This is a genomic window from Lichenicoccus roseus (assembly GCF_005844085.1).
GTDB classification, from domain to species: Bacteria; Pseudomonadota; Alphaproteobacteria; order Acetobacterales; family Acetobacteraceae; genus Lichenicoccus; species Lichenicoccus roseus.
In genome coordinates this window covers 425,869-445,617 of sequence record NZ_VCDI01000001.1, presented here as the reverse complement: position 1 = coordinate 445,617, position 19,749 = coordinate 425,869, and the positions used below count along the sequence as shown (strand labels likewise).

Sequence of the window (19,749 nt, the reverse complement as noted above, 5' to 3'; positions counted from 1 at the left end):
TTCAGCCATTGCCGGTGACGCCGCCAAGGGCCACCGCCCCGATCCGCGCCAGGGTCTCGTCGCGGCCCAGCGCCTCCGCCGTGGCGTCGATGCCGGGGCTGGACGTGCTGCCGGTCAGCGCGGCACGCAGCGGCTGCGCCACCTGGCCGAGCTTGAGCCCCTCCCGCTCGGCGAATCGGCGCAGCGCGGCGTCGATCTCGGGAGCCCCGAACGGCTCCAGCGGCGAAAGCTCGCGTGCCAGGTCGCGCAGCATCGTGCGCGCGGCATCGGTCAGCAGCGCCTTCGCCTTGGGCTCGAACGGCAACGGCACGCCGCGGGCCAGGAAGGCGGCGCTGGCGGCCAGCTCGACCAGCGTCTTGGCGCGCTCCTTGAGGCCCGGCATCAGCAGCCGGATGCGCGCGGCGGCGGTATCGTCCAGCGCAAGACCCTCATGTGCCGCCAGCCGCTCCAGCACCTCCCGGGTCAGCCGGTCGTCGTCGGCGACCCGCATCCAGACGCCGTTGAGATGGGTCAGCTTGACGTAGTCCATCCGGCTCGCCGAGCGCCCGACGCCGTCGAGGTCGAACAGCCTGATCTGCTCGTCGCGCGACAGCACCTCGGCATCGCCATGCCCCCAGCCGAGCCGCAGCAGGTAGTTGTTGAGCGCCTCCGGCAGGTAGCCCTGCTCGCGGAACTCGACCACGCTCTGTGCGCCGTGCCGCTTGGACAGCTTGCCGCCGTCCGGTCCGTGGATCAGCGGCAGGTGGGCGAAGAGCGGCCGCTCCCAGCCCATCAGGGCGTAGATCTGCGACTGCCGGAAGCTGTTGGTAAGGTGGTCGTCGCCGCGGATCACGTGGGTGATCGCCATGTCGTGGTCGTCCACCACCACCGCATGCTGATAGGTGGGCGTGCCGTCGGCGCGCAGGATGATCATGTCGTCGAGTTCGACATTGGCGACCCGCACCTCGCCCTGCACCAGGTCGTCGACCACGGTCTCGCCGGTCTGCGGTGCACGGATGCGAATGGTGTACGGCGCACCCGGCGGCGCCTCGGACGGGTCGCGGTCGCGCCACATGCCGTTGTAGCGCGGCGCCCGGCCCTCGGCCTGCGCCTGCTCGCGCATCTGCCGCAGCTCGTCTGCGGTGCAGTAGCAGCGATAGGCGTGCCCCGCCTCCAGCAGCTCGCGCGCGACCTCGGCGTGCCGCGCCTGCCGGCTCGACTGGTATACCGGGGGTTCGTCCGGCTCGAGGCCCATCCAGGCAAGCCCGTCCAGGATCACGTCGACCGCATGCTGCGTCGAGCGCTCGCGGTCGGTGTCCTCGATGCGGAGCAGGAAGGCGCCGCCGTGATGGCGGGCGAACAGGAAGTTGAAGAGCGCGGCGCGGGCGTTGCCGATGTGCAGCAAGCCGGTCGGGCTGGGCGCGAAGCGGGTCCGGACACTCATCGCCCGGGTGCTAGCATGTCGTCGTTTCAAAGACGAGGACACGTCGTCGCGGCGGCCCCGCACGCGGACAGGGTGCTATTCGTTGCGTTATCGTATAGGAAGCGCCATGGACCTGTCCCTGGGACCGTTGCCCGCCGCACGGCCCCCGGCATGGATGTCCGTCCGCGCCGCCTTGCGCCCGCTGGCGCGCGCGCTGCCCGGGCTGCTGCACCAGGCTCTGGTCCCGGAGCGCGATCGGCTGGCGTTGTGGCTGCCGGCCTGTGTCGGCTGCGGCGATGCACTGTATTTCATGCTCCGCGTCGAACCGCCGGTCTGGCCGGCCCTGCTGGCGGCGGCGATCGGCCTGGCGGTCATGCTGGCGGCCCGCAGCATCGACGGGCTGCGTTTCGCCGCCGCCGCCCTGCTTGCGCTGGCGGCGGGCTTCATCGCCGCCCATCTCGCGACCGGCCGGATGTCGCCGATGCCGGACCTGCCGAAATCCGCCGTCGTGGTCTCGGGACGCATCGCCGCCATCGACGTGTTCGCGGACGGCAGCCGGCGCGTCACCTTCGCCCATCCGGCGCTCGATCTGGACCCGCCGCTCGACCGCCGCCTGCACATGAAGCTGCGCGCCGACGACCGGCAGGTCCTCGGTGTCGGCGACGACATCGTGCTGCGCGGCATGCTGCGCGCCCCGGCACCGCCCTCGCTGCCCGGCGGCCGCGACATGCAGCGCGAGGCGTTCTTCGACGGGCTCGGTGGCAACGGCTTCGCCCTGGAGGCGGCGGAGCTGCAGGCGCACCGCCCGGCGACCGGCCTCGCGATGCGCTGGCAGGCGCTGCGCGAGACCATCGCCGGCCGGATCATGCAGGCGCTGCCCGATGCGCGCGGCGCCATCGCCGCCACCCTGGTGACCGGGATCAGCACCGGCATCAGCGCCGCCGACCGCAACGCCTTCGCCGTCTCCGGCCTAGCGCATCTGCTGGCGGTGGCCGGCCTGCACCTGGGCATCGTCATGGGCCTGGCGATGGGAACCGTGCGGATGGCGCTGGCGGCCTGGGAGTATGCCGCGCTGCGCTGGCCGACCCGCCAGATCGCCGCCTGCGCCGCCCTGCTCGCGGGCGCCTTCTACATGGCGCTGACCGGCATGCATTTGCCGACCCTGCGCAGCCTGACGATGGCGGCACTCGGCGTGCTGGCGCTGATGCTCGGACGACGCGCGGTCTCGCTGCGCGGTCTGGCGATCGCCGCCCTGCTGATGCTGCTGGCGGCCCCGGACAGCCTGCTCGAGGTCTCGTTCCAGATGAGCTTCTCGGCGGTGCTGGCGCTGATCGCCGGCTACGAGACACTCCGCCCGGTGATGCACAGCATGTATGGCGACGGCAACTGGCGCCGGCGCTTCGGCCTGCACGTGGCGGCCCTGTTCATGACCAGCCTGCTTGCCGGGGCGGCGTCGCTGCCATACGCCGCCTTCCATTTCGGCCACGTGCAGTTCTACTTCGTGCTCGCCAACCTGCTCGCGGTGCCGCTGACCGCGCTGTGGGTGCTGCCGGCCGGGCTGCTGTCGCTGGCGCTGATGCCGCTGCATCTCGAGGCGCTGGTGCTGGTGCCGATGGGCTGGGGCGTGGAAATCATCCTGTGGCTGGCCCGCACGGTGGCGCGTATGCCGGCGGCCAGCATCGCGGTGCCGGCGATGCCCCTCGGCGGCCTCGGGCTGATCTCCCTCGGCCTGCTCTGGCTCTGCCTGCGGCGCGGACGCTGGCGCCTGCTCGGCCTGCTGCCGCTGCTGGCCGGGGCGGTGAGCCCGGCGCTGAACCGTCCCCCCGACCTGCTGGTGTCCGGCGATGCCCGGCTGATCGCCCTGCGCCTGCCGTCGGACCGGGAGCACGGTTCCCGCATCCTGCTGGAGCAGGCCTCCGGGGGTAGCCCGATGGTGCTGTCGGACTGGCGACAGGCCTGGGCGATCGAGACCCCGGCGCTGCCCATGCCGGCATCGGGCACGTCCGGTCCGGTCTCCTGCGACGCCGCCATCTGCCGCATCGGGCGCGGCGGCACCACGATCCTGCTGCTGCGCGATCCCGGCCATCGTCGCAAGGCACCGGTGCCGGCATCGTGCGACGGGATCGCGCTGCTGCTGTCGCCTGCGCCGATCCCGCTGCCGCATCCGCATCCGGGCCAGCAGGATCGGGGCGGTTGCGGATCGGTGCGCGCCATCGACCGCTTCACGGTATGGCGCGAGGGCGCGCAGGCGATCTGGTTCGAGCCGGGCGGAGTCCGGCCCGGAGGCCTGAAAATCGTCTCCGACCGCGACAGCCGGGGACTGAGGCCATGGATCCCGGTGCCTGGCCGGCGCCGGCTGCCGAGGCTGCCGATGGCGCTCACGGAGTAGCGGCTCAGTCCGCCGGCGGCGGCAGCGGGTCGGCGTCGGCCGGGCTGCCAGGCGAGACGCGCTTGTCCTTGTACCGGCACCACTCGCGCGCCGCGCAGCGCCAGCATTCCGGAGCACGCGCCTTGCACACGTAGCGGCCGTGCAGGATCAGCCAGTGATGCGCCGGCCGCAGGATGGTCGGCGGGATGCGGGCGACCAGCTTGTCCTCGACCGCGCGCGGCGTGGCGCCCGGCGCCAGCCCGGTGCGGTTGCCGATCCGGAAGATGTGGGTGTCCACCGCCATCGTGCTGTGCCCGAAGGCGACGTTCAGCACCACGTTGGCGGTCTTGCGTCCGACCCCGGGCAGCGCCTCCAGCGCCTCTCGATTGTCCGGCACCGCGCCGCCATGCGTCTCGATCAGGGTGCGGCTCAGCGCCAGCACGTTGCGCGCCTTGGCCCGCCACAGCCCGATGGTGCGGATATGCGCGGCGATGCCCGCCTCCCCGAGCGCCACCATCGCCGCCGGATCAGGGGCGTCGGCGAACAGCCCGACCGATGCCTTGTTGACCGAGGCGTCGGTCGCCTGCGCCGACAGCACCACCGCGACCAGCAGGGTGTAGGGGTCGGTGAAGGTCAGCTCGCTGTCGGCATCCGGATTGGCCAGCGCCAACGCCTCGATGAAGTGCCGCGCATCGGCTAGCGGCATCGGGCGGGATGGCCGTGCCTTGGCCGGCTTGCCCGCCTTCGCCGCTTTCGTCTTCGTGACCGCCTTCGCCATGCTTTGTCCCACCGTCCGTCGCCTGCTGTATGGCCGCCATGCCACCGCGATTCCATGTTCGGCGCATGGCGGACAGCAGTGACAGGCCGGCGACGGATCGGGATGTGCAGGACCTCGAGAAATGGGGTCCGGTGCTGCTCGCGCGACGCATGACGCCGAACCGCAGCCTGACCGCGCACGGACGCAACATCGTCATCCTGCTGCTGACCGGCGCCAGCCTGGCGATCGGCACGCTGTTCTGGATCCTCGGGGCCTGGCCGGTGCCCGGCTTCTGCGGCCTGGAGGTGGCGGCCGCCTGCGTGCTGCTCCGCCGCAATGCCCGCGACCTGCGCCGGATCGAGTCGATCGAGCTGCGCCAGTGGAGCCTGCTGCTCTCCCGGACCGATACGAACGGCCGCACGATCGAGCGGCGTCTGTCGCCATACTGGCTGCGGGTGGACCTGCTCGACAGACCTGGCGCCATCGTCCGCGTGCGCCTCGCGGGACATGGCGTTCAGGAGGAGGTTGGCCGGCTGCTCGGCGAGTCAGAAAGGAGGATTTTAGCGCATGATCTGAGGCTTGCGCTGCATTCCTGTCGCAACCCGGACTATGGATGGCTGGACCAGAAACCATTATAATAACAATATCTTAGCCATCAAATTATCTTTACGAAGCCGGATCGTAACTGTAAAACCTCGTGACATTCCCAGCACCTTCGCGGGAACTCCAAGGCCACCCAGCCATGTCCGGTTTTCAGCCCAATCTCGTCCTGGTCGTTGCCGTCTCGCTCAGCGGTGTCCTCAGCCTCGCTGGCTACCTGTTCGCGTTCGCCTCGATCCGCCGCCTGGCCGAGGATATGCTGCGCCCCACGGTCGGGCTCGGCGACCTCGTCAAGCCGATCGCCGGCGGCATGCTGCTCGGATTGACCCTGCTCGTGTTGCGGCTCGGCGACGTGCCGCAGCAGGCGCCGGAGGGGTCCATCGTGACCTCGGTGCTGCTGGCGGTGACCCTGGCCGGTGCCTGCGTCGGTGCCTGGAGCGCGCGGCCGCGCCGGATCCGCGCGCCCCTCGACCAGGCGGAGCTGGTGCGCCGGCTCTGCGTCGCCGGGGACACCCACGAGGATGCCACGGCCCGCATCGCGGTGCGTCTCGCCCTGGCCGCCGGCTTCGATCCGGCGCAATCCTCCGACCTGCTGGTTGCGGCGACCCTGCACGATGTCGGCAAGATCGGATTGCCCTCGGCGCTTCTCGCCAAGCCCGGCGAACTCGATGCGGACGAGCGCCGGCTGGTTCAGGGCCACACCCGCATCGGCCATCGCATGCTGGCCCGCAGCGGCGAGCCGATGCTGGATCTCGCCGCCAGCATTGCGCTGCATCATCACGAGCGCTGGGACGGAACCGGCTACCCGCAGGGGATCGCGGGCGACGCCATCCCGCTGACCAGCCGCGTCGTCGCCATCGCCGAGGCGTTCGACATGCTGCTCAGCGAGCGCTGCTACAAGGCCGCTTGGGAACTGGATGAGGTAAGCCGGTATCTCGCCCGAGGCGCCGGCACGCATTTCGATCCTACGCTCATGGAGCTGTTCCTGGCCGACCTTTCGGGCATGGTCGCGGCCCGCGACGGCGCGACCGCGCCGGGCGAGCGTGTTCCCGAGCCTTTCCCGGACCTGGACCGCGTGCTCGAGCCGATACTTGCGGACCCGATGCAGGACGGCAGGCTGCCGGAGACGATACCGCTGTTCGCCTGGGGCAGCGCCGGCAAGACCCGTCCGCTGGCGGAGGGGGGGCACCTGGCCTGACACATCTGCCGACCTGAACCGCACGCGGCGGCGCACCTCGCACCGTACGCCGGGGACCGGCTGGCCAGCGCCCGATGATGGAGCGGCAGATCGCAGAGCCCCCGGTATCAGGCGAGCGGGGTATAGGTCTGCACGACGATCTTCCCTGCCACGACGACGAAGGTGTCGGTGGCCAAGGTGACGGCCGGGTGCGCGGACCAGGTGATGTAGGCCACGTCGCCGACGACTTCCCGTCGCTCGATGGTGAAGGCCGACCAGAAGGCCGGTGTCCCTCGGGCGATGAACTGATCGAAGAAGCGCCATATTGCGGTCGCGCCGTGATAAGTCGCCTCCGGGGTGATCAGCACCGCGTCCGGGGTGTAGTCGGAGAGGACCGCGTCCACGCCCTCGGCAAAGGCGCCGAGATGGTGATCGAGGACCTCGGCGGCGGTTCTCGCCGCGAGATCGGCATGGCCGCGCGGTGCATCGTCCGTGGTCATGATGTTCTCCCCTGTATGATCCGGTCGACATCCATGGGCTGTCGCGATGGCGTCTCGAAGCACATGGACCGGATCACCAGGGATCGCCGTTCCCGAACGACCAGTCCTCGCGCTGCACGAAGACCAGGTTGATCATCACGTCGTCAGGCCGGACGCCGAGCTTGCTGGCGAGCTCGCCGGCGACAAAGCGGAAGAAGGCCAGCTTCGCCTCCTTGTTGTTCCCGACGGTGCTGGTCACCTGGATCAGCAGGAAATCCGGCGATCGTTCCATGCCCAGGAAATGCCGGTCGTAGATGAGGTTCTCCGGCGAATGCTCGCTGACGACGATGAAGCGGTCGCCATCGGGCGCCTTCAGGACATCGACGATGCCCCGGTATACGATGTCCGCGACCGTGGTGCGGTACTCCGCGGGCTTCCCGCGGGCCAGGTCAATGCGTGCGAATGGCATCGAGATCCTCCGGGTGTTCTGCTGGCAATCAGATGACGCGGCGTCAGGCACGGCGCGCTGCGCGGATCGTCCCTCCGGGCCCAGGCAACGCACCGGGCGACGACGGCACCGGGATGGCCTTCCGTGCCTGGCCGGGAGGATACTTCACGCGGGGTGGGATGTTGTAAAGCCGGTCCGGGCCGGCGAGGTGGTAGCCCGGATGGCGGGAGGCTTGGCCGGCGCGGCGCTTTTCCGGTAGAAGCCTGCGCCCCATCTCAGGCCAGGATCGGCGGCTCATACGCGGTCCTGGATGGATAATCGTGACCACAGAGACTTCCTCACGCCTTGCGCGGAGCAGCAGCTTCGGCGCGGTGCTCGGCTTCCTGTTCGCGCGCTGGCGCCGGCATCCCCGCATGCTGGCGACCGTCGTCTGCGGCATGACGCTGGCGACCGGCACCGACGTGGTGACGCCCGTCCTGGCCGGCCGGCTGGTCGACGTGGTCACCCGCGGGCTGGGCGCGTCGCGTGGCGGCGACCTGCGCCCGGCGCTGCTGCTGCTCGGCGGGCTGACCGGGCTCGGCTGCCTCGCCGTGGTCGGGCGCCGGATGGGCTATGTCGGCATCACCCGCCTGACCCTGAGGGTGATGTCCGAGGTCGCCTCGGAGGCCTTCCACCGGGTGCAGCGCTTCTCCACCGACTGGCACGCCAACACCTTCGCCGGCTCGACCGTGCGCCGCCTGACACGCGGCATGTGGGCGATCGACACACTGGACGATACGCTGCTGCTGCTGCTGCTGCCGGAACTGGTGGTGCTGGCCGGCACCACCCTGGTGCTGGCGTTGCGCTGGCCGCTGATGGGCCTGCTGCTCGGCATCTGTTCCGTGCTGTTCGCGCTGGTCTCTGTCGCGATGACGCTGCGCTACGTGGCGCCCACCGCCAGCGTCTCGAACCGCTGGGACACCCGCATGGGGGCGGCGCTGGCCGACGCCATAACCTGCAACCCGGTGGTCAAGGCGTTCGGTGCCGAGAGCCGCGAGGATGCGCGGCTTGCTCGCGTGCTGCGCCGCTGGTCCGGCCGCACCGCGCGCACCTGGATACGCGGCACCAACAGCGGCAACATCCAGGCGCTCTGCCTGCTGGCGCTGCGCGTGGTCATGGTCGGCGCCGCCCTGCTGCTATGGCAGCGCGGCGATGCCGGCCCGGGCGACATCGCCTACGTGCTGACGCTGGTGTTCCTGGTGCAGGGCTACCTGCGCGACATCGGCCAGCAGGTCAGCCAGATGCAGCGTTCGGTCAACGAGATGGAGGAGCTGGTCGCGCTGTTCGCGCAGCCGGGGTCGGTGCAGGACCGTCCCGGCGCACCGCCGATCCGCATCGAGCGCGGCGCGATCCGCTTCGAGCATGTCGGGTTCCACTACGGCAGCCACGCCAACCCGCTCTTCGAGGACCTGTCGCTCGACATCCCGGCCGGCACCCGCCTCGGCCTGGTCGGTCCCTCGGGGTCGGGCAAGACCACGCTCACCAAGCTGCTGCAGCGGCTGTACGACGTGCAGCAGGGACGCATCCTGATCGACGGCCAGGACATCGCCGGCGTGCGGCAGGAGAGCCTGCGGGGGCAGATCGCCATCGTGCCGCAGGAGCCGGTGCTGTTCCATCGGTCGCTGGCCGAGAACATCTCGTACGGCCGTCCGGGTGCCAGCGAGGCCGAGATCGCGCGTGCAGCACAGCTCGCCAATGCCGACGGCTTCATCGCCAGGTTGCCGGACGGCTACGCGACGCTGGTGGGCGAGCGCGGCGTCAAGCTCTCCGGCGGCGAGCGCCAGCGCATCGCGATCGCGCGTGCCTTCCTCGCCGACTGCCGGGTGCTGATCCTGGACGAGGCGACCTCCAGCCTGGACAGCGAAAGCGAGGCGCTGGTGCAGGACGCCATGCAGCGCCTGATGCAGGGCCGCACGGTGATCGTGATCGCGCACCGGCTCTCGACGGTGGTATCGCTCGACCGCATCCTGGTGTTCTCGAGTGGCCGCATCCTCGAGGATGGACCCCATGCCCGCCTGCTGACGCACCCGGACGGGCTTTACCGCAGGCTGTTCGAGCGCCAGGCGCTGGGGCTGGCGGCGGAATAGCCCGGTCGGTCGGCGGCTCAGGACGAGAAAGCAGCCAGCGCGATCAGGACGACGAAGACCGCGATCGGTGCGAGGTGCTTGAACTCGCGGCGGCGCAACACGGTCAGGGCCGCCGCCGCCATGACCAGTGCGCCAAGCAGCAGGCCAGCAGTGCGGCTGGCGGGCAGCGCGACCAGCACGGCGCTCAGCATCTCGAGGCCGCCGGTCAGGCGGCACCACCATGCGGGATAGCCCCAGCGTACGAAGTCGGCTTGCGTCGCCCGGGTGCCGATCGCGTTGAACAGGCCGGCGCCGAGCAAGGCGACGGCGAGGATCCAGATTGAGACTGCGTGAAGCACGAGCTTCTGCCTCCCGGTTGTCCGTCCTACCTCGCATCTCGTGCAGCGGAACGCCATCGTGCCTGCACCCCTGACACTGGGAGATCCCGGATCAGGACGCCGGCAGCCCCGGGATCGGCACCCCGAAGGTCTGCAGCAGCAGCACCGCGTTGAGGAACAGGATGATGACGGAGCCGCCGATCGCGGCGATATCGGTCAGCCGGTTGTTGGCGAACGGACCCATCACGGCGCGCGAGCGGGTGAACAGCACCAGCGCGATCATCGGGATCGGCAGCGCGAACGACAGCACGACCTGGCTGAGCACCAGCGCATAGGTCGCATTCACCCCCATGCCGATCACCACGAAGGCCGGCGCCATGGTGACCAGCCGGCGCAGCCAGACCGGTATGCGGAAGCCGACGAAGCCCTGCATGATCATCTGGCCGGCCATGGTGCCGACGGTCGAGCTCGAGATCCCGGACGCCATCAGCGACACCAGGAACACGCCGGCGGCGCCGTAGCCGAGCAGCGGCGTCAGCGTGTGGTAGGCGGTCTGGATCTCGGAGACGTCCCTGTGGCCGGCATGGAAGGCGGCCGACGCCATGATCACCATTGCCATGTTGATCGCCCCGGCCGCGGCGAGGGCTGCGATGCATTCGCGGTTGGAGTAGCGCAGCAGCATCCGCCGCCCCTGCAGGTCGGCGCCCGGCGCGCGGTCCTGCGTCAGGCCGGAATGCAGGTAGAGCGCATGCGGCATCACGGTCGCGCCGATGATGCCGACCGAGATGGTCAGCGCCGCCGCATCGGGCATCTGCGGCAGGATGGCGTGCAGCCCGGCCTGGCCCCAGGCGACCGGCGCCAGGAACATCTCGACCAGGTAGCAGATGCCGATCAGCGCAACCAAAGCGCCGATCACCATCTCCATCGGCCGGAAGCCGCGTCCCTGGATCATCAGCAGGCCGTAGGTGATGATTGCGGTCGCCACCATGCCGGCCAGCAGCGGCAGGTGGAACAACAGCGACAGCCCGATCGCGCCGCCGAGGAACTCGGCGAGGTCGGTGGCCATCGCGGCGACCTCGCTGGCAGCCCACATCGCATACACCACAGGCGGCGAGAACCGCTCGCGGCAGAGTTCGGCGAGGTTGCGGCCGGTGACGATGCCGACCTTGGCGGAGAGCGCCTGGAACAGCATCGCGATCAGGTTCGCGACCAGCACCACCCAGAGCAGCGTGTAGCCGTAGGCGGCCCCGGCCTGGATGTTGGTGGCGAAATTGCCCGGGTCGATATAGGCGATCGAGGCGACGACGGCGGGTCCTGCGAACAGCAGGGCGGAACGCCCACCGCTGCGCCGGCCGGCCAGGACCTCGCCGATGGCGGCATTGGTGCGCTCGGTAAGCCCCTGTCGCGCCAAGGCGTCCGTCATCATCCCATCCCGCGCCAGAGCCCCGGATGTAGCCTATGCTACAGAGTTGGCGCCAAGCAAAACGTTCTGGCATTGGCTGAGAGTGTGTGCCAAGCCGTCACAAGAATGCGACAACGCCATCCTGTGCTACAGGTTCGGCCGCCATCGACGTGGAACAAGGGCGGTGAATGCTCGAGGAGACGAACGAAGCCGGGCTGACGGATCGGCCAGAAGGCCGCGACGGGGAGCGGGCGTGACCGCTCCGGTCGCAGCTCAGCCCGCAGCCCCCGGCGTGGAAATGCCCGAGGAGCCGACCCAGGCACTTCGCTTCGGCAAGACCCGTGCGGCCCGCTCGGCGGCGCTGCTGGAGGATTACGTCGAGCTGATCGCCGACCTGCATGCCGCCCACGGCGAGGCGCGCGCCAGCGAGATCGCCAAGCGGCTCGGGGTGACGCACCCGACCGCGCTCAAGAGCATCGACCGGCTGAAGCGCGAGGGCCTGGCGATGGCGCGCCCGTATCGCGGCGTGTTCCTGACCGAGGCGGGCCTGGCGCTCGCGACCCGGGTGCGGGCCCGGCACCGGCTCATGGTCGAGCTGCTGATGGCGGTGGGGGTGCCGGCCGATGTCGCCGAGGCCGATGCCGAGGGAATGGAGCACTACGCCTCGGCGGCGTCGCTGGAGGCATTTGCCCGCTTCCTCGCCAGACGCGCGTAGTCGGGGCGCCTCAGGCGTCGGTGATCAGCGCGGCCGGCTCGTCCTTCCGGCTCGACAGCGCACTTCCGGCCGAGGCCGCCACGATGCACAGGATCCCGAGCCAGCGCAGTGCCGCCAGATGCTCGTGCAGCAGGGCCAGCCCGGCCAGCGCCGCCAGCGCCGGATCGAGGCTCATCAGGATGCCGAACGAGCGCGTGGTGAGGTGGCGCATCGCCGCCATCTCCAACGAATAGGGTAGCGCGCTCGACAGCACTGCGACGGCGGCGGCCTGCGCCAGGTGGCCGGGATCGTGCAGCGCCGGGGTCATCGCCGGCAGGCAGAGCGGGACGATGGCGACCGCCGCCACCAGCAGGCCGAGCGCGGTCGAGCGCGGACCGCTCGAAATCCGGCTCACGCGTTGGCCGAACACGATGTAGAGCGCCCAGAACACGCCCGCTCCGAACGCGAACAGCACGCCCAGGGGATCGACCGCGTGCAGTGCCCTGCGGGGATCGAGCAGCAGCAGCAGCCCGGCGACGACCAGGGCCGCCCAGACCAGGTCGGTGAGCCTGCGCGATCCCAGGAAGGCCAGCGCCAGCGGGCCGGTGAACTCGATCGCCACCGCGGCACCCAGCGGAAGCCGCGCCAGGCTGAGATAGAACAGCAGGTTCATCAGGCCGAGCGACAGCCCGTACGGCACGATCGCCGTCAGCAGCCGGCGTGAGACCGGCTCTCGCCACGGACGCCAGAGCACCAGCAGCAGCAGGCAGGACAGGCCGATGCGCAGCCCCACCATGCCGGTGGCGCCGAACACCGGGAACAGCGACTTGGCGATCGAGGCGCCGAGCTGGAACGACGCGATGCCGCCGACCAGCATCGGCACCGCGGCCAGCGACCGGGGCGGCGCCGTCCCGGCGGCCCGGGTGCCGGTCGCCGCGGCCGGGCGGGCGCGTGTCTCCAGGGTCGACACCGGATGCTGCCGGGCGGAGCCTGGCCCGTTCCGGCTCAGGAACCGGCCGGACGCGCATACGGCGCGAAGGCGACCGCAAGGATGGCGTAGGTCGCGCGCTTGAAGCCGACCTCCTGCAGCGGCAGCTCGTCGATCGGCAGCCATTTCCAGGCGTCGAATTCGGGGTGCGGATCGAGGTCGAGGCGGATGTCGCTTTCCTCGCCGAGAAACCGCAGCGCGAACCAGCGCTGCCGCTGGCCACGATACCGGCCGCCCAGCGCGCGACCGATCAGTTCGGGCGGCAGGTCGTACGACAGCCAGTCGGGATGCTCGGCGATGATCTCGGCGCGGTCGGTGCCGATCTCCTCGCGCAACTCGCGCAACACGGCCACGCGCGGGTCCTCGCCCTCGTCGATACCGCCCTGCGGCAGCTGCCACACGCCGGCTCGTCCCTCGGCATTGGGCAGGTCGGCCCGACGCGCCACCAGCACCAGCCCGTCGCGGTTGAACAGCACGGCACCGACATTCGGCCGATAGGGGAGGGCGGCATGATCGGGGTTGGTCAAGGGTCGCTCCGGTTCATGGTTGCGTTCGCTCGCGTCGCGCACTGGTCAGCGGCCGCCGCGTGGGGCCGGGCCGGCATCCTCCGGCGCGGTGGCAAGGCTGCTTACCGGCACCAGGATCATCCCGCGCGCCGCCAGTCCGCGACTCCATTCGGCGATCCGCGCCACCGTGACAGGATAGAGCGGTCCCGCAACCCCGATGGCATGGCCGTTGCGCGATGCCGTCTGCTCGAGCAGCAGCAGCCTCGCATCGATCGCGGCGGCGTCCTGGGTCTCGTCGAGCCGCACGTCGGCGGTGGCGCTCCAGACGCCAAGAGGGCGGTCCGCGCCCGGGGTGGCATTGAGGTAGAACAGCCCGCGCGCGCCCATTCCGCGTGCGATCGGCGCGAACGCCGGCAGCCTGGCGAAGCCCTCGCCGGCCAGGCCGGACAGGGCATTGGTGACCCCCGCATACCCCTGCAGCCGCGACAGCGCCCATTCCAGGCGGCGCTGGTTCTGGTCGGTATCGAGGTCGTCGGTCAGCTGTTGCGGACCCTCGTCGTCGTTCGGTGCGTGCAGCGGCTCCATCGGCAGCGACACCAGCAGCTCGTGGCCCTGCCGGCGGGCCTCCGCCAGCAGCGGCTCGAGGTCGGGCGCGTAGGGCGACACGGCCAGGCTGACCGGTGCGGGCAGGCTGCCGATCGCATCGGCGCTGTCGGCGGCGGACAGGCCGAGCCCCTCGAGCAGGATGCCGATGACCGGGTGCGGCGGGACAGAGGGCCTGGGTGGCCGGCCGGCATAGACGAGGCGCGCCTGCCGTCCGTCGGCCGCGATGCGCGGCAGCTCGAACCCGTCATAGTCGGGTGCCGCCTCCAGCAGCGCGTCATCCGGAGTCGCGATCGGCCGTGCCGGCTCAGGCGCCGGTGGCACCGGCCGGATGCGGATGGCGGGGCGGGGCGTCAGGGCGGCCACCTGCCGCACGGCGGGCGGCGGCCTGATCGGGCCGAGCCATTGCAGGGTCAGCGCGGCGATGCCGCCGGCGAGCAGCAGTGCCGTCCAGAACACCACCAGGGCCCGGCCGGTGCGGGAGCCAGGAAGGCGCGCGGTCACCCTGCGCGAGGTTGCCAGGCGCAAGGTGAGCAACCGGGACGCGATGAGCCTGGGGGTGAGCCGCATCCCGCATCCCTGCCGGCCGATCCCCTAGGGTGCGCTGGCGTGCTGGGTCGGCTGGTCGGCGATCATCGCCTGGATCACCTTCAGGCCCTGCTGCAGCTGGAAGTCGGTCGAGGGCTTGGTGAGGTCGAACTTCGGCCAGTTCGCCGGCGGCTTGTCGGGGATGGTCTTGGCGACCGCCGGCAGGTCGTTGCGCGGCGGCGGCTTCACCTGGCTGCCGCCCTGGTTCTTGATGATGTGGTCGAGATCGGCCTCGCGCGGCATGAAACGCGACAGGTCCTCGCGATCCTCCTGCACGGGGATGTCGGGCGTTATGCCGAGACCCTGGATCGAGCGGCCGGACGGCGTGTAGTAGCGCGCCGTGGTGAGCCGGATGGCGCCGTTGCCGGGGATCGGGATCACGGTCTGCACCGAGCCCTTGCCGAACGAGCGCTCGCCCAGCGTGACCGAGCGCTGGTGGTCCTGCAGCGCGCCTGCGACGATCTCGCTGGCGGATGCCGAACCCTGGTTGATCAGCACCAGCAGCGGCTCGCCGTTGGTGATGTCGGTGCCGTGCGCATTCATGCGCTGGCTGTCCTCGGGATGCCGCGCCCGCGTCGACACCACTTCCCCGGACGAGATGAAGTCGTCGCAGACATCGACCGCCTGCTCCAGCAGGCCGCCCGGGTTGTTGCGTAGGTCGAGGATCAGGCCCGACAGATGGCCGCCTGCCTGCTTGGTCAGCTTGTCGTAGGCCGCGCGCAGGCCGGGATCGGTCTCCTCGTTGAACTGCGAGACCCGGATGTAGCCGACCTTGCCATACAGCGCCGACTTGATGACCTGGATGTGGATGACCTCGCGCGTCATCGTCACGTCGTACGGCTTGTCGACGCCGGGACGCTTGATGCCCAGCGTGATCTTCGAGCCCGGCTCGCCACGCATGCGCTCGACCGCATCGTTGAGCGAGATGCCGTCCATGCTCTTGGAGTTGATCGTCAGGATCAGGTCGCCGGATTTCATGCCGGCACGCGCGGCCGGGGTGCCGTCCATCGGCGAGATCACCTTGACCAGACCGTCCTCGCCGGTGACCTCGAGGCCCAGGCCGCCGAACTCGCCCTTGGTCTGCACCTGCATGTCGGCGAACTGCTTCTCGGTCATGTAGGCGCTGTGCGGATCGAGGCCCGACAGCATGCCGTTCAGCGCGTTGGTGATCAGGTCGCGATCGGTGACCGGTTCGACATAGTCGGCGCGGACCCGCTCGAACACGTCGCCGAACAGCGTCAGCAGCCGGTAGGTCTCGGCGTGGTTCTGCGTCGGCGCCTCGTCCGCCAGCGCGGTCGGCGCAAGGGCGGCCATGGTCATGCCGAGGCCATGATGCGTGACCAGCCTTCCGAGATCGGGACCGGCCACGACGCCCGCGGCGAACGCGGAGCCGAGCAGCAGGCCAGTGCGCAACTTCATACCGTAGACACTCCTGATCGCCGCCTGGACCGGCAGCAAGGCGCCAGCATGCCACAAGGCACCGCGCCGGCGTATCGCCACGAGATTACACGCATGAGAAGCGCTGTGAACGCTTCTCAGTCGTGCCCACGCAGGAAGCCGGCCGGATCGACCGCCTGGGTGCCGTGCCGGAGCTGCACGTAGAGCAGCGGCCGGGCGTGGCCTGCCCCAGCGACGGCGGGCATGCTGCCGAGCGCCACGCCGTGCGCCAGGCGCTGCCCGACCGCGACATCGAGCTGCTGCAGGCCGGCGAGCACGAAGCGGTAGCCATGGCCGCAATCCACGATCAGCATCTGGCCGTACGACCGGAACGGCCCGGCGAAATCGACGCGTCCGTCGCACGGCGCGCTGACCGAAGCCAGCGACGGCGGCGCGTAGCTGACGCCGGTGGCCGGTCCGGCGTCGGTGGCAGCTCCCCAGCCCTGCACGATGCGACCGGCCACCGGGGCCGCCCCCGCGTCGGGTGCAAGGCCCGGCCCGGCCTCCACCGCCACCGAGGCGGCGCGGGCGCGGGCGGCGCGGGCATCGTCGGACCGGCGCTGGCGTTCGTCGGCCTCGGCCTCGCGGCGGTAGCGCTGCACCGCGGCTGCCTGGGCAGTCTCGAGAGCGGCAACCGCATCCTGCAGACCAGCGGCGTGCGACGCGGCGGCGGCGGCCTGGCGTGCCGCGATGTCTGCGGCCTGGGCGGAAGCGCGCTGGGTGGCGAGCGCCTGCGCTGCCTGCGCCGAGACCTCCGCGTCGCGCGCCAGCTGCTCGCGACGCAGGCCGGCCAGGTTCTCGTTCTGGCTGCCGAGCGCCGCACCGAGCTGATCGAGCTGTGCCTGGCCGGCCCGGATCTGCTCCGCCCGGCGCTCCAGCTGGGCGCCCAGGCCGCGCAGCACCAGCAGGCCGGCGAGCGCATCCTCCGGCCGGGCCGGCGAGGCGAGCAGGGTTTCGGCCGGATACAGCGACAGCCGCTCGATCAGCGGCAGCATCGGCGCCAGGGCGGCCGCCTGCTGCCGCAACGACGCTTCCAGCAGCCGGCGCTGCTCGCCGAGCGCGTCGATGCGCGCCTGCGTCTCCACCACCTGCTGCTCGGTCTGCCGAAGCCGCGACGCCACCTGGCGGGACTGCGCCGATAGCGCGATCGCCCGCTCCTGGTCCGCCTGTGCCTGCCTGGCCGCCGCCTGCTGCCCGGCGGCGGACGCACGGTGCGCCGCCTCCGCCGCCCTGAGCCGGGCCGCCGCCTGCGTCGCAGCCGCTGCCGCGCGGGCAGCCTGGGCCGCGAGGCGCGCCCGTGTCGACGCGCTCCGGATCGCCGGCCCGGGCATATCCCGGTGTCGTGCCGGGTGGCGCACATGGCGCGTTGCACCGGCGGCCTGGGCAGACACGGCCGTCAGCAGGAAGCCGGCGGCGATCAGGCAGCGGACAAGGCGGGCGACCGGGGCGCTCCCGGTCAGGCGCGGGCGGATCAGGCTGCCCTGGTCTCCGCCGGTGCGAGCAGCGAGCGCCCGGTCATCAGCGCCGGCTGCCCGAGGCCCATCAGCGCCAGCAGCGTGGGCGCGAGATCGGCAAGCCTGCCGTCTGCCAGACGCTGGCCGGCCGGCATCCCGAACCCCACCAGCGGCACCTTGTTCAGGGTATGTGCGGTATGCGGGCCGCCGGTCTCGGGATCGCGCATCATCTCGCAGTTGCCATGGTCGGCGGTCGCCAGCAGCACGCCGCCGGCCTGCCCGATTGCCTGCGCGATGCGGCCGAGGCCGGCATCGACGGTCTCGACCGCGCGGATGGCGGCGGCGAGATCGCCGGTATGGCCGACCATGTCCGGATTGGCGAAGTTCAGCACGATGAGGTCGTACTGCCCCGATGCGATCGCCTCGACTGCGCGGTCGGTGAGTTCCGGTGCCGACATCTCCGGTTGCAGGTCGTAGGTCGCAACCTTCGGCGACGGCACCATGATGCGGTCCTCGCCCTCCAGCACCGCCTCGCGGCCGCCGTTGAGGAAGTAGGTGACGTGCGGATATTTCTCCGTCTCGGCCATGCGCAGCTGGCGCCGCCCGGCGGCCGCCACCACGTCGCCGAGCAGGTCGTCCAGGCTCTGCGGCGGGAACAGCACCTCGATCCGGTCGGCAAGGTGGTCGCTGTAGCGGGTGGTGCCGACCGCCAGGGCGAGCGCCGGGCGCCGGCTGCGGACGAAGCCCTGGAAGTCCGGGTCGAGCAGGGCGTCGTAGAGCTGCCGGATGCGGTCGGCGCGGAAATTGAACGACAGCACCGCATCGCCGTCGCGCATGCCGCCATAGGCGCCGATCACCGTCGGCTCGACGAACTCGTCGGTGATGTCGGCTTCGTAGGCCCGCACCAGCACCGCGTCGGGATCGTGGGCGCGGGGCCCGGTGCCGGAGACGATTGCGTCGTAGGCCTTCTGCACGCGCTCCCAGCGATGATCGCGGTCCATCGCGTAGTAGCGGCCCGAAACGGTGACGATCGGCACCGACGGCGGCAATGCCGCACGAAGCCGGACGAGATCGTCGCGGCCGGAGCGAGGCGGGGTATCGCGGCCATCGGTGAAGGCGTGCACCACCACCGGCACCCCGGCACCGGTGAGGATGCGCGCCATCGCGGCGGCGTGGTCCTGGTGTGCGTGCACGCCCCCCGGCGAGACCAGCCCGAGCAGGTGGCAGGCACCCCCGGTTCGCTTCAGGGCGTCGATCAGCGTGCGCATGGCCTGGTTGGTGGCGAGGCTGCCATCCTCGATGGCGGCGAACACGCGCGGCAGCTCCTGCATGACCACCCGGCCGGCACCGATATTCAGGTGCCCGACCTCGGAGTTGCCCATCTGCCCGTCCGGCAGGCCGACATCGCGGCCGCAGGTCCGCAGGAAGGACATCGGGCCGGAGGCAGCGAGCCGGTCGAAGGTCGGCGTATCGGCCAGCTGCACCGCGTTGTTGCTGGCGTCCTCGCGCCAGCCGAAGCCGTCCAGGATCACCAGCATGACCGGACGTCGTTGCTGCGCGGACATGGCTTGCTCCTGGTTGGCCTCGGGGAGGGCGGAGCATGCCATCAACCAGGCGGCTTGTCAGGCAGCCGCCCGGCTCCGCCGTCAGGGATCGTCCAACCCGGCTCCGCCGTCAGGGATCGTCCGGTCCGGCTCCGCCGTCAGGGATCGTCCGGTCCGGCTCCGCCGTCAGGGATCGTTCGGCCCGGTGCTGCCGCCGATCGAGGGCGGGTCGCTTGCCGGAAAGGTATCGTCCACGCCGACGTCGACCTTCTCGTCCTCGTCGATCGGGTCAGGCCCGGGTGTCGCTGGTTCCGGCGTGCTGGTGGTGTCGGACATGTTGCTGTTCTCCCAGGTTCGACCGGTTCAAGCCGGCCGGGGTGGGGTGGGTTTCGGTGTGGTCGATCCCATGTCACAGGAAGCACGAACCGGACAGGAGATTAACCATGAGCAGCCATTCGAAGCAGGACGGTGTCGGGGCCGGCGAGCAGTCGTTCCGCGACAAGCTGACGCCGGAGCAGTTCCGCATCCTGCGCGAACACGGCACCGAGCGCGCCGGCACCAGCCCGCTCAACTACGAGAAGCGCGACGGTCAGTATCACTGCGCCGCCTGTGGCAACGCGCTGTTCAGGTCGGACACCAAGTACGAGAGCGGCAGTGGCTGGCCGTCCTTCTATGCCCCGGTCGAGGGCGCGGTGGAGACGCGGGCCGACAACAGCCTGTTCATGCGCCGCATCGAGGTGCAGTGCGCGCAGTGCAAGAGCCATCTTGGCCATGTCTTCCCGGATGGACCGCAGCCGACCGGCGAGCGCTACTGCATGAACGGCCTGGCGCTGGATTTCGAGCCCGCGGCCAAATAGCC

At 70.7% G+C, this 19,749-nt stretch carries 19 protein-coding genes; 6 read left to right on the top strand and 13 right to left on the bottom strand.

What is annotated here, in order from left to right; genetic code table 11:
• Window position 1 precedes the first annotated feature (1 nt).
• Window positions 2-1,423 (bottom strand): glutamate--tRNA ligase, encoded by a 1,422-nt coding sequence (gltX, locus tag FE263_RS01945; RefSeq protein WP_138324257.1) that lies wholly within the window; start codon window positions 1,421-1,423, stop codon window positions 2-4.
• A 106-nt stretch (window positions 1,424-1,529) separates the two neighbouring features.
• Here gltX and FE263_RS01940 point away from each other — a divergent pair, with 106 nt between their 5' ends.
• On the top strand, window positions 1,530-3,791 hold the full coding sequence (locus FE263_RS01940) for a ComEC/Rec2 family competence protein (protein WP_171033889.1): 2,262 nt from the start codon (window positions 1,530-1,532) through the stop codon (window positions 3,789-3,791).
• Window positions 3,792-3,795: 4 nt separating this feature from the next.
• On the opposite strand, the gene nth is transcribed toward FE263_RS01940, so the two are convergent.
• Complete coding sequence (gene nth / locus FE263_RS01935; protein ID WP_138324885.1) at window positions 3,796-4,476, bottom strand: endonuclease III; 681 nt, start codon at window positions 4,474-4,476, stop codon at window positions 3,796-3,798.
• 176 nt (window positions 4,477-4,652) lie between these two features.
• Here nth and FE263_RS01930 point away from each other — a divergent pair, with 176 nt between their 5' ends.
• On the top strand, window positions 4,653-5,165 hold the full coding sequence (locus FE263_RS01930) for a DUF2244 domain-containing protein (RefSeq protein WP_171033888.1): 513 nt from the start codon (window positions 4,653-4,655) through the stop codon (window positions 5,163-5,165).
• A 104-nt stretch (window positions 5,166-5,269) separates the two neighbouring features.
• Window positions 5,270-6,325, top strand: a complete 1,056-nt coding sequence (locus FE263_RS01925) for an HD-GYP domain-containing protein (protein WP_138324254.1) — start codon at window positions 5,270-5,272, stop codon at window positions 6,323-6,325.
• A gap of 107 nt (window positions 6,326-6,432) precedes the next feature.
• On the opposite strand, the gene FE263_RS01920 is transcribed toward FE263_RS01925, so the two are convergent.
• Entirely contained in the window at window positions 6,433-6,804 is a 372-nt protein-coding gene (locus FE263_RS01920; RefSeq protein ID WP_138324253.1) for a nuclear transport factor 2 family protein, read from the bottom strand.
• Between the two features lie 73 nt (window positions 6,805-6,877).
• Window positions 6,878-7,252, bottom strand: coding sequence for a tautomerase family protein (locus FE263_RS01915; protein ID WP_138324252.1), 375 nt, complete (start codon window positions 7,250-7,252; stop codon window positions 6,878-6,880).
• Window positions 7,253-7,551: 299 nt separating this feature from the next.
• Here FE263_RS01915 and FE263_RS01910 point away from each other — a divergent pair, with 299 nt between their 5' ends.
• Window positions 7,552-9,357 carry an ABC transporter ATP-binding protein gene (locus tag FE263_RS01910; protein WP_240758940.1) on the top strand — a complete coding sequence of 602 codons (1,806 nt, stop codon included), beginning with the start codon at window positions 7,552-7,554 and terminating at the stop codon, window positions 9,355-9,357.
• Between the two features lie 17 nt (window positions 9,358-9,374).
• Here the strand turns inward: FE263_RS01910 and FE263_RS01905 are convergent, their stop codons facing one another.
• Together FE263_RS01905 and FE263_RS01900 are read right to left on the bottom strand one after the other, a co-directional pair.
• Window positions 9,375-9,695, bottom strand: coding sequence for a DoxX family protein (locus tag FE263_RS01905; protein WP_138324251.1), 321 nt, complete (start codon window positions 9,693-9,695; stop codon window positions 9,375-9,377).
• Window positions 9,696-9,786: 91 nt separating this feature from the next.
• Window positions 9,787-11,097 carry an Nramp family divalent metal transporter gene (locus tag FE263_RS01900; protein ID WP_138324250.1) on the bottom strand — a complete coding sequence of 437 codons (1,311 nt, stop codon included), beginning with the start codon at window positions 11,095-11,097 and terminating at the stop codon, window positions 9,787-9,789.
• Window positions 11,098-11,374: 277 nt separating this feature from the next.
• Here FE263_RS01900 and mntR point away from each other — a divergent pair, with 277 nt between their 5' ends.
• Complete coding sequence (mntR, locus tag FE263_RS01895; protein ID WP_138324883.1) at window positions 11,375-11,791, top strand: manganese-binding transcriptional regulator MntR; 417 nt, start codon at window positions 11,375-11,377, stop codon at window positions 11,789-11,791.
• Between the two features lie 10 nt (window positions 11,792-11,801).
• On the opposite strand, the gene FE263_RS01890 is transcribed toward mntR, so the two are convergent.
• The 7 genes from FE263_RS01890 to FE263_RS21975 form a co-directional block, all read right to left on the bottom strand.
• The gene (locus tag FE263_RS01890) at window positions 11,802-12,740 is read right to left on the bottom strand and encodes an EamA family transporter (RefSeq protein WP_240758939.1); all 939 of its coding nucleotides are present in this window, start codon (window positions 12,738-12,740) and stop codon (window positions 11,802-11,804) included.
• 35 nt (window positions 12,741-12,775) lie between these two features.
• Window positions 12,776-13,285, bottom strand: a complete 510-nt coding sequence (locus FE263_RS01885; protein ID WP_138324249.1) for an RNA pyrophosphohydrolase — start codon at window positions 13,283-13,285, stop codon at window positions 12,776-12,778.
• 45 nt (window positions 13,286-13,330) lie between these two features.
• Window positions 13,331-14,437, bottom strand: a complete 1,107-nt coding sequence (locus tag FE263_RS01880; protein WP_138324248.1) for a divergent polysaccharide deacetylase family protein — start codon at window positions 14,435-14,437, stop codon at window positions 13,331-13,333.
• Window positions 14,438-14,461: 24 nt separating this feature from the next.
• On the bottom strand, window positions 14,462-15,874 hold the full coding sequence (locus FE263_RS01875; RefSeq protein ID WP_138324247.1) for a S41 family peptidase: 1,413 nt from the start codon (window positions 15,872-15,874) through the stop codon (window positions 14,462-14,464).
• 116 nt (window positions 15,875-15,990) lie between these two features.
• Window positions 15,991-17,223, bottom strand: coding sequence for a murein hydrolase activator EnvC family protein (locus FE263_RS01870; RefSeq protein WP_138324246.1), 1,233 nt, complete (start codon window positions 17,221-17,223; stop codon window positions 15,991-15,993).
• Between the two features lie 140 nt (window positions 17,224-17,363).
• Window positions 17,364-18,911 (bottom strand): 2,3-bisphosphoglycerate-independent phosphoglycerate mutase, encoded by a 1,548-nt coding sequence (gpmI, locus tag FE263_RS01865; protein ID WP_138324245.1) that lies wholly within the window; start codon window positions 18,909-18,911, stop codon window positions 17,364-17,366.
• Window positions 18,912-19,076: 165 nt separating this feature from the next.
• Window positions 19,077-19,226, bottom strand: a complete 150-nt coding sequence (locus FE263_RS21975; protein ID WP_171033887.1) for a hypothetical protein — start codon at window positions 19,224-19,226, stop codon at window positions 19,077-19,079.
• 107 nt (window positions 19,227-19,333) lie between these two features.
• Here FE263_RS21975 and msrB point away from each other — a divergent pair, with 107 nt between their 5' ends.
• Window positions 19,334-19,747: a peptide-methionine (R)-S-oxide reductase MsrB gene (msrB, locus tag FE263_RS01860; protein WP_138324244.1), complete on the top strand. Its 414-nt coding sequence runs from the start codon at window positions 19,334-19,336 to the stop codon at window positions 19,745-19,747.
• Window positions 19,748-19,749: the final 2 nt, after the last annotated feature.

Excerpts from the sequence above, each read along its gene's own strand:
- msrB (WP_138324244.1), top strand. The coding sequence starts at position 19,334 with ATGAGCAGCCATTCGAAGCAGGACGGTGTCGGGGCCGGCGAGCAGTCG.
- FE263_RS01900 (WP_138324250.1), bottom strand. The coding sequence starts at position 11,097 with ATGACGGACGCCTTGGCGCGACAGGGGCTTACCGAGCGCACCAATGCC.
- FE263_RS01875 (WP_138324247.1), bottom strand. The coding sequence starts at position 15,874 with ATGAAGTTGCGCACTGGCCTGCTGCTCGGCTCCGCGTTCGCCGCGGGC.
- FE263_RS21975 (WP_171033887.1), bottom strand. The coding sequence starts at position 19,226 with ATGTCCGACACCACCAGCACGCCGGAACCAGCGACACCCGGGCCTGAC.
- FE263_RS01925 (WP_138324254.1), top strand. The coding sequence starts at position 5,270 with ATGTCCGGTTTTCAGCCCAATCTCGTCCTGGTCGTTGCCGTCTCGCTC.
- FE263_RS01880 (WP_138324248.1), bottom strand. The coding sequence starts at position 14,437 with ATGCGGCTCACCCCCAGGCTCATCGCGTCCCGGTTGCTCACCTTGCGC.
- gpmI (WP_138324245.1), bottom strand. The coding sequence starts at position 18,911 with ATGTCCGCGCAGCAACGACGTCCGGTCATGCTGGTGATCCTGGACGGC.
- FE263_RS01915 (WP_138324252.1), bottom strand. The coding sequence starts at position 7,252 with ATGCCATTCGCACGCATTGACCTGGCCCGCGGGAAGCCCGCGGAGTAC.
- FE263_RS01870 (WP_138324246.1), bottom strand. The coding sequence starts at position 17,223 with ATGCCCGGGCCGGCGATCCGGAGCGCGTCGACACGGGCGCGCCTCGCG.
- FE263_RS01940 (WP_171033889.1), top strand. The coding sequence starts at position 1,530 with ATGGACCTGTCCCTGGGACCGTTGCCCGCCGCACGGCCCCCGGCATGG.
- mntR (WP_138324883.1), top strand. The coding sequence starts at position 11,375 with ATGCCCGAGGAGCCGACCCAGGCACTTCGCTTCGGCAAGACCCGTGCG.
- gltX (WP_138324257.1), bottom strand. The coding sequence starts at position 1,423 with ATGAGTGTCCGGACCCGCTTCGCGCCCAGCCCGACCGGCTTGCTGCAC.
- FE263_RS01920 (WP_138324253.1), bottom strand. The coding sequence starts at position 6,804 with ATGACCACGGACGATGCACCGCGCGGCCATGCCGATCTCGCGGCGAGA.
- nth (WP_138324885.1), bottom strand. The coding sequence starts at position 4,476 with ATGCCGCTAGCCGATGCGCGGCACTTCATCGAGGCGTTGGCGCTGGCC.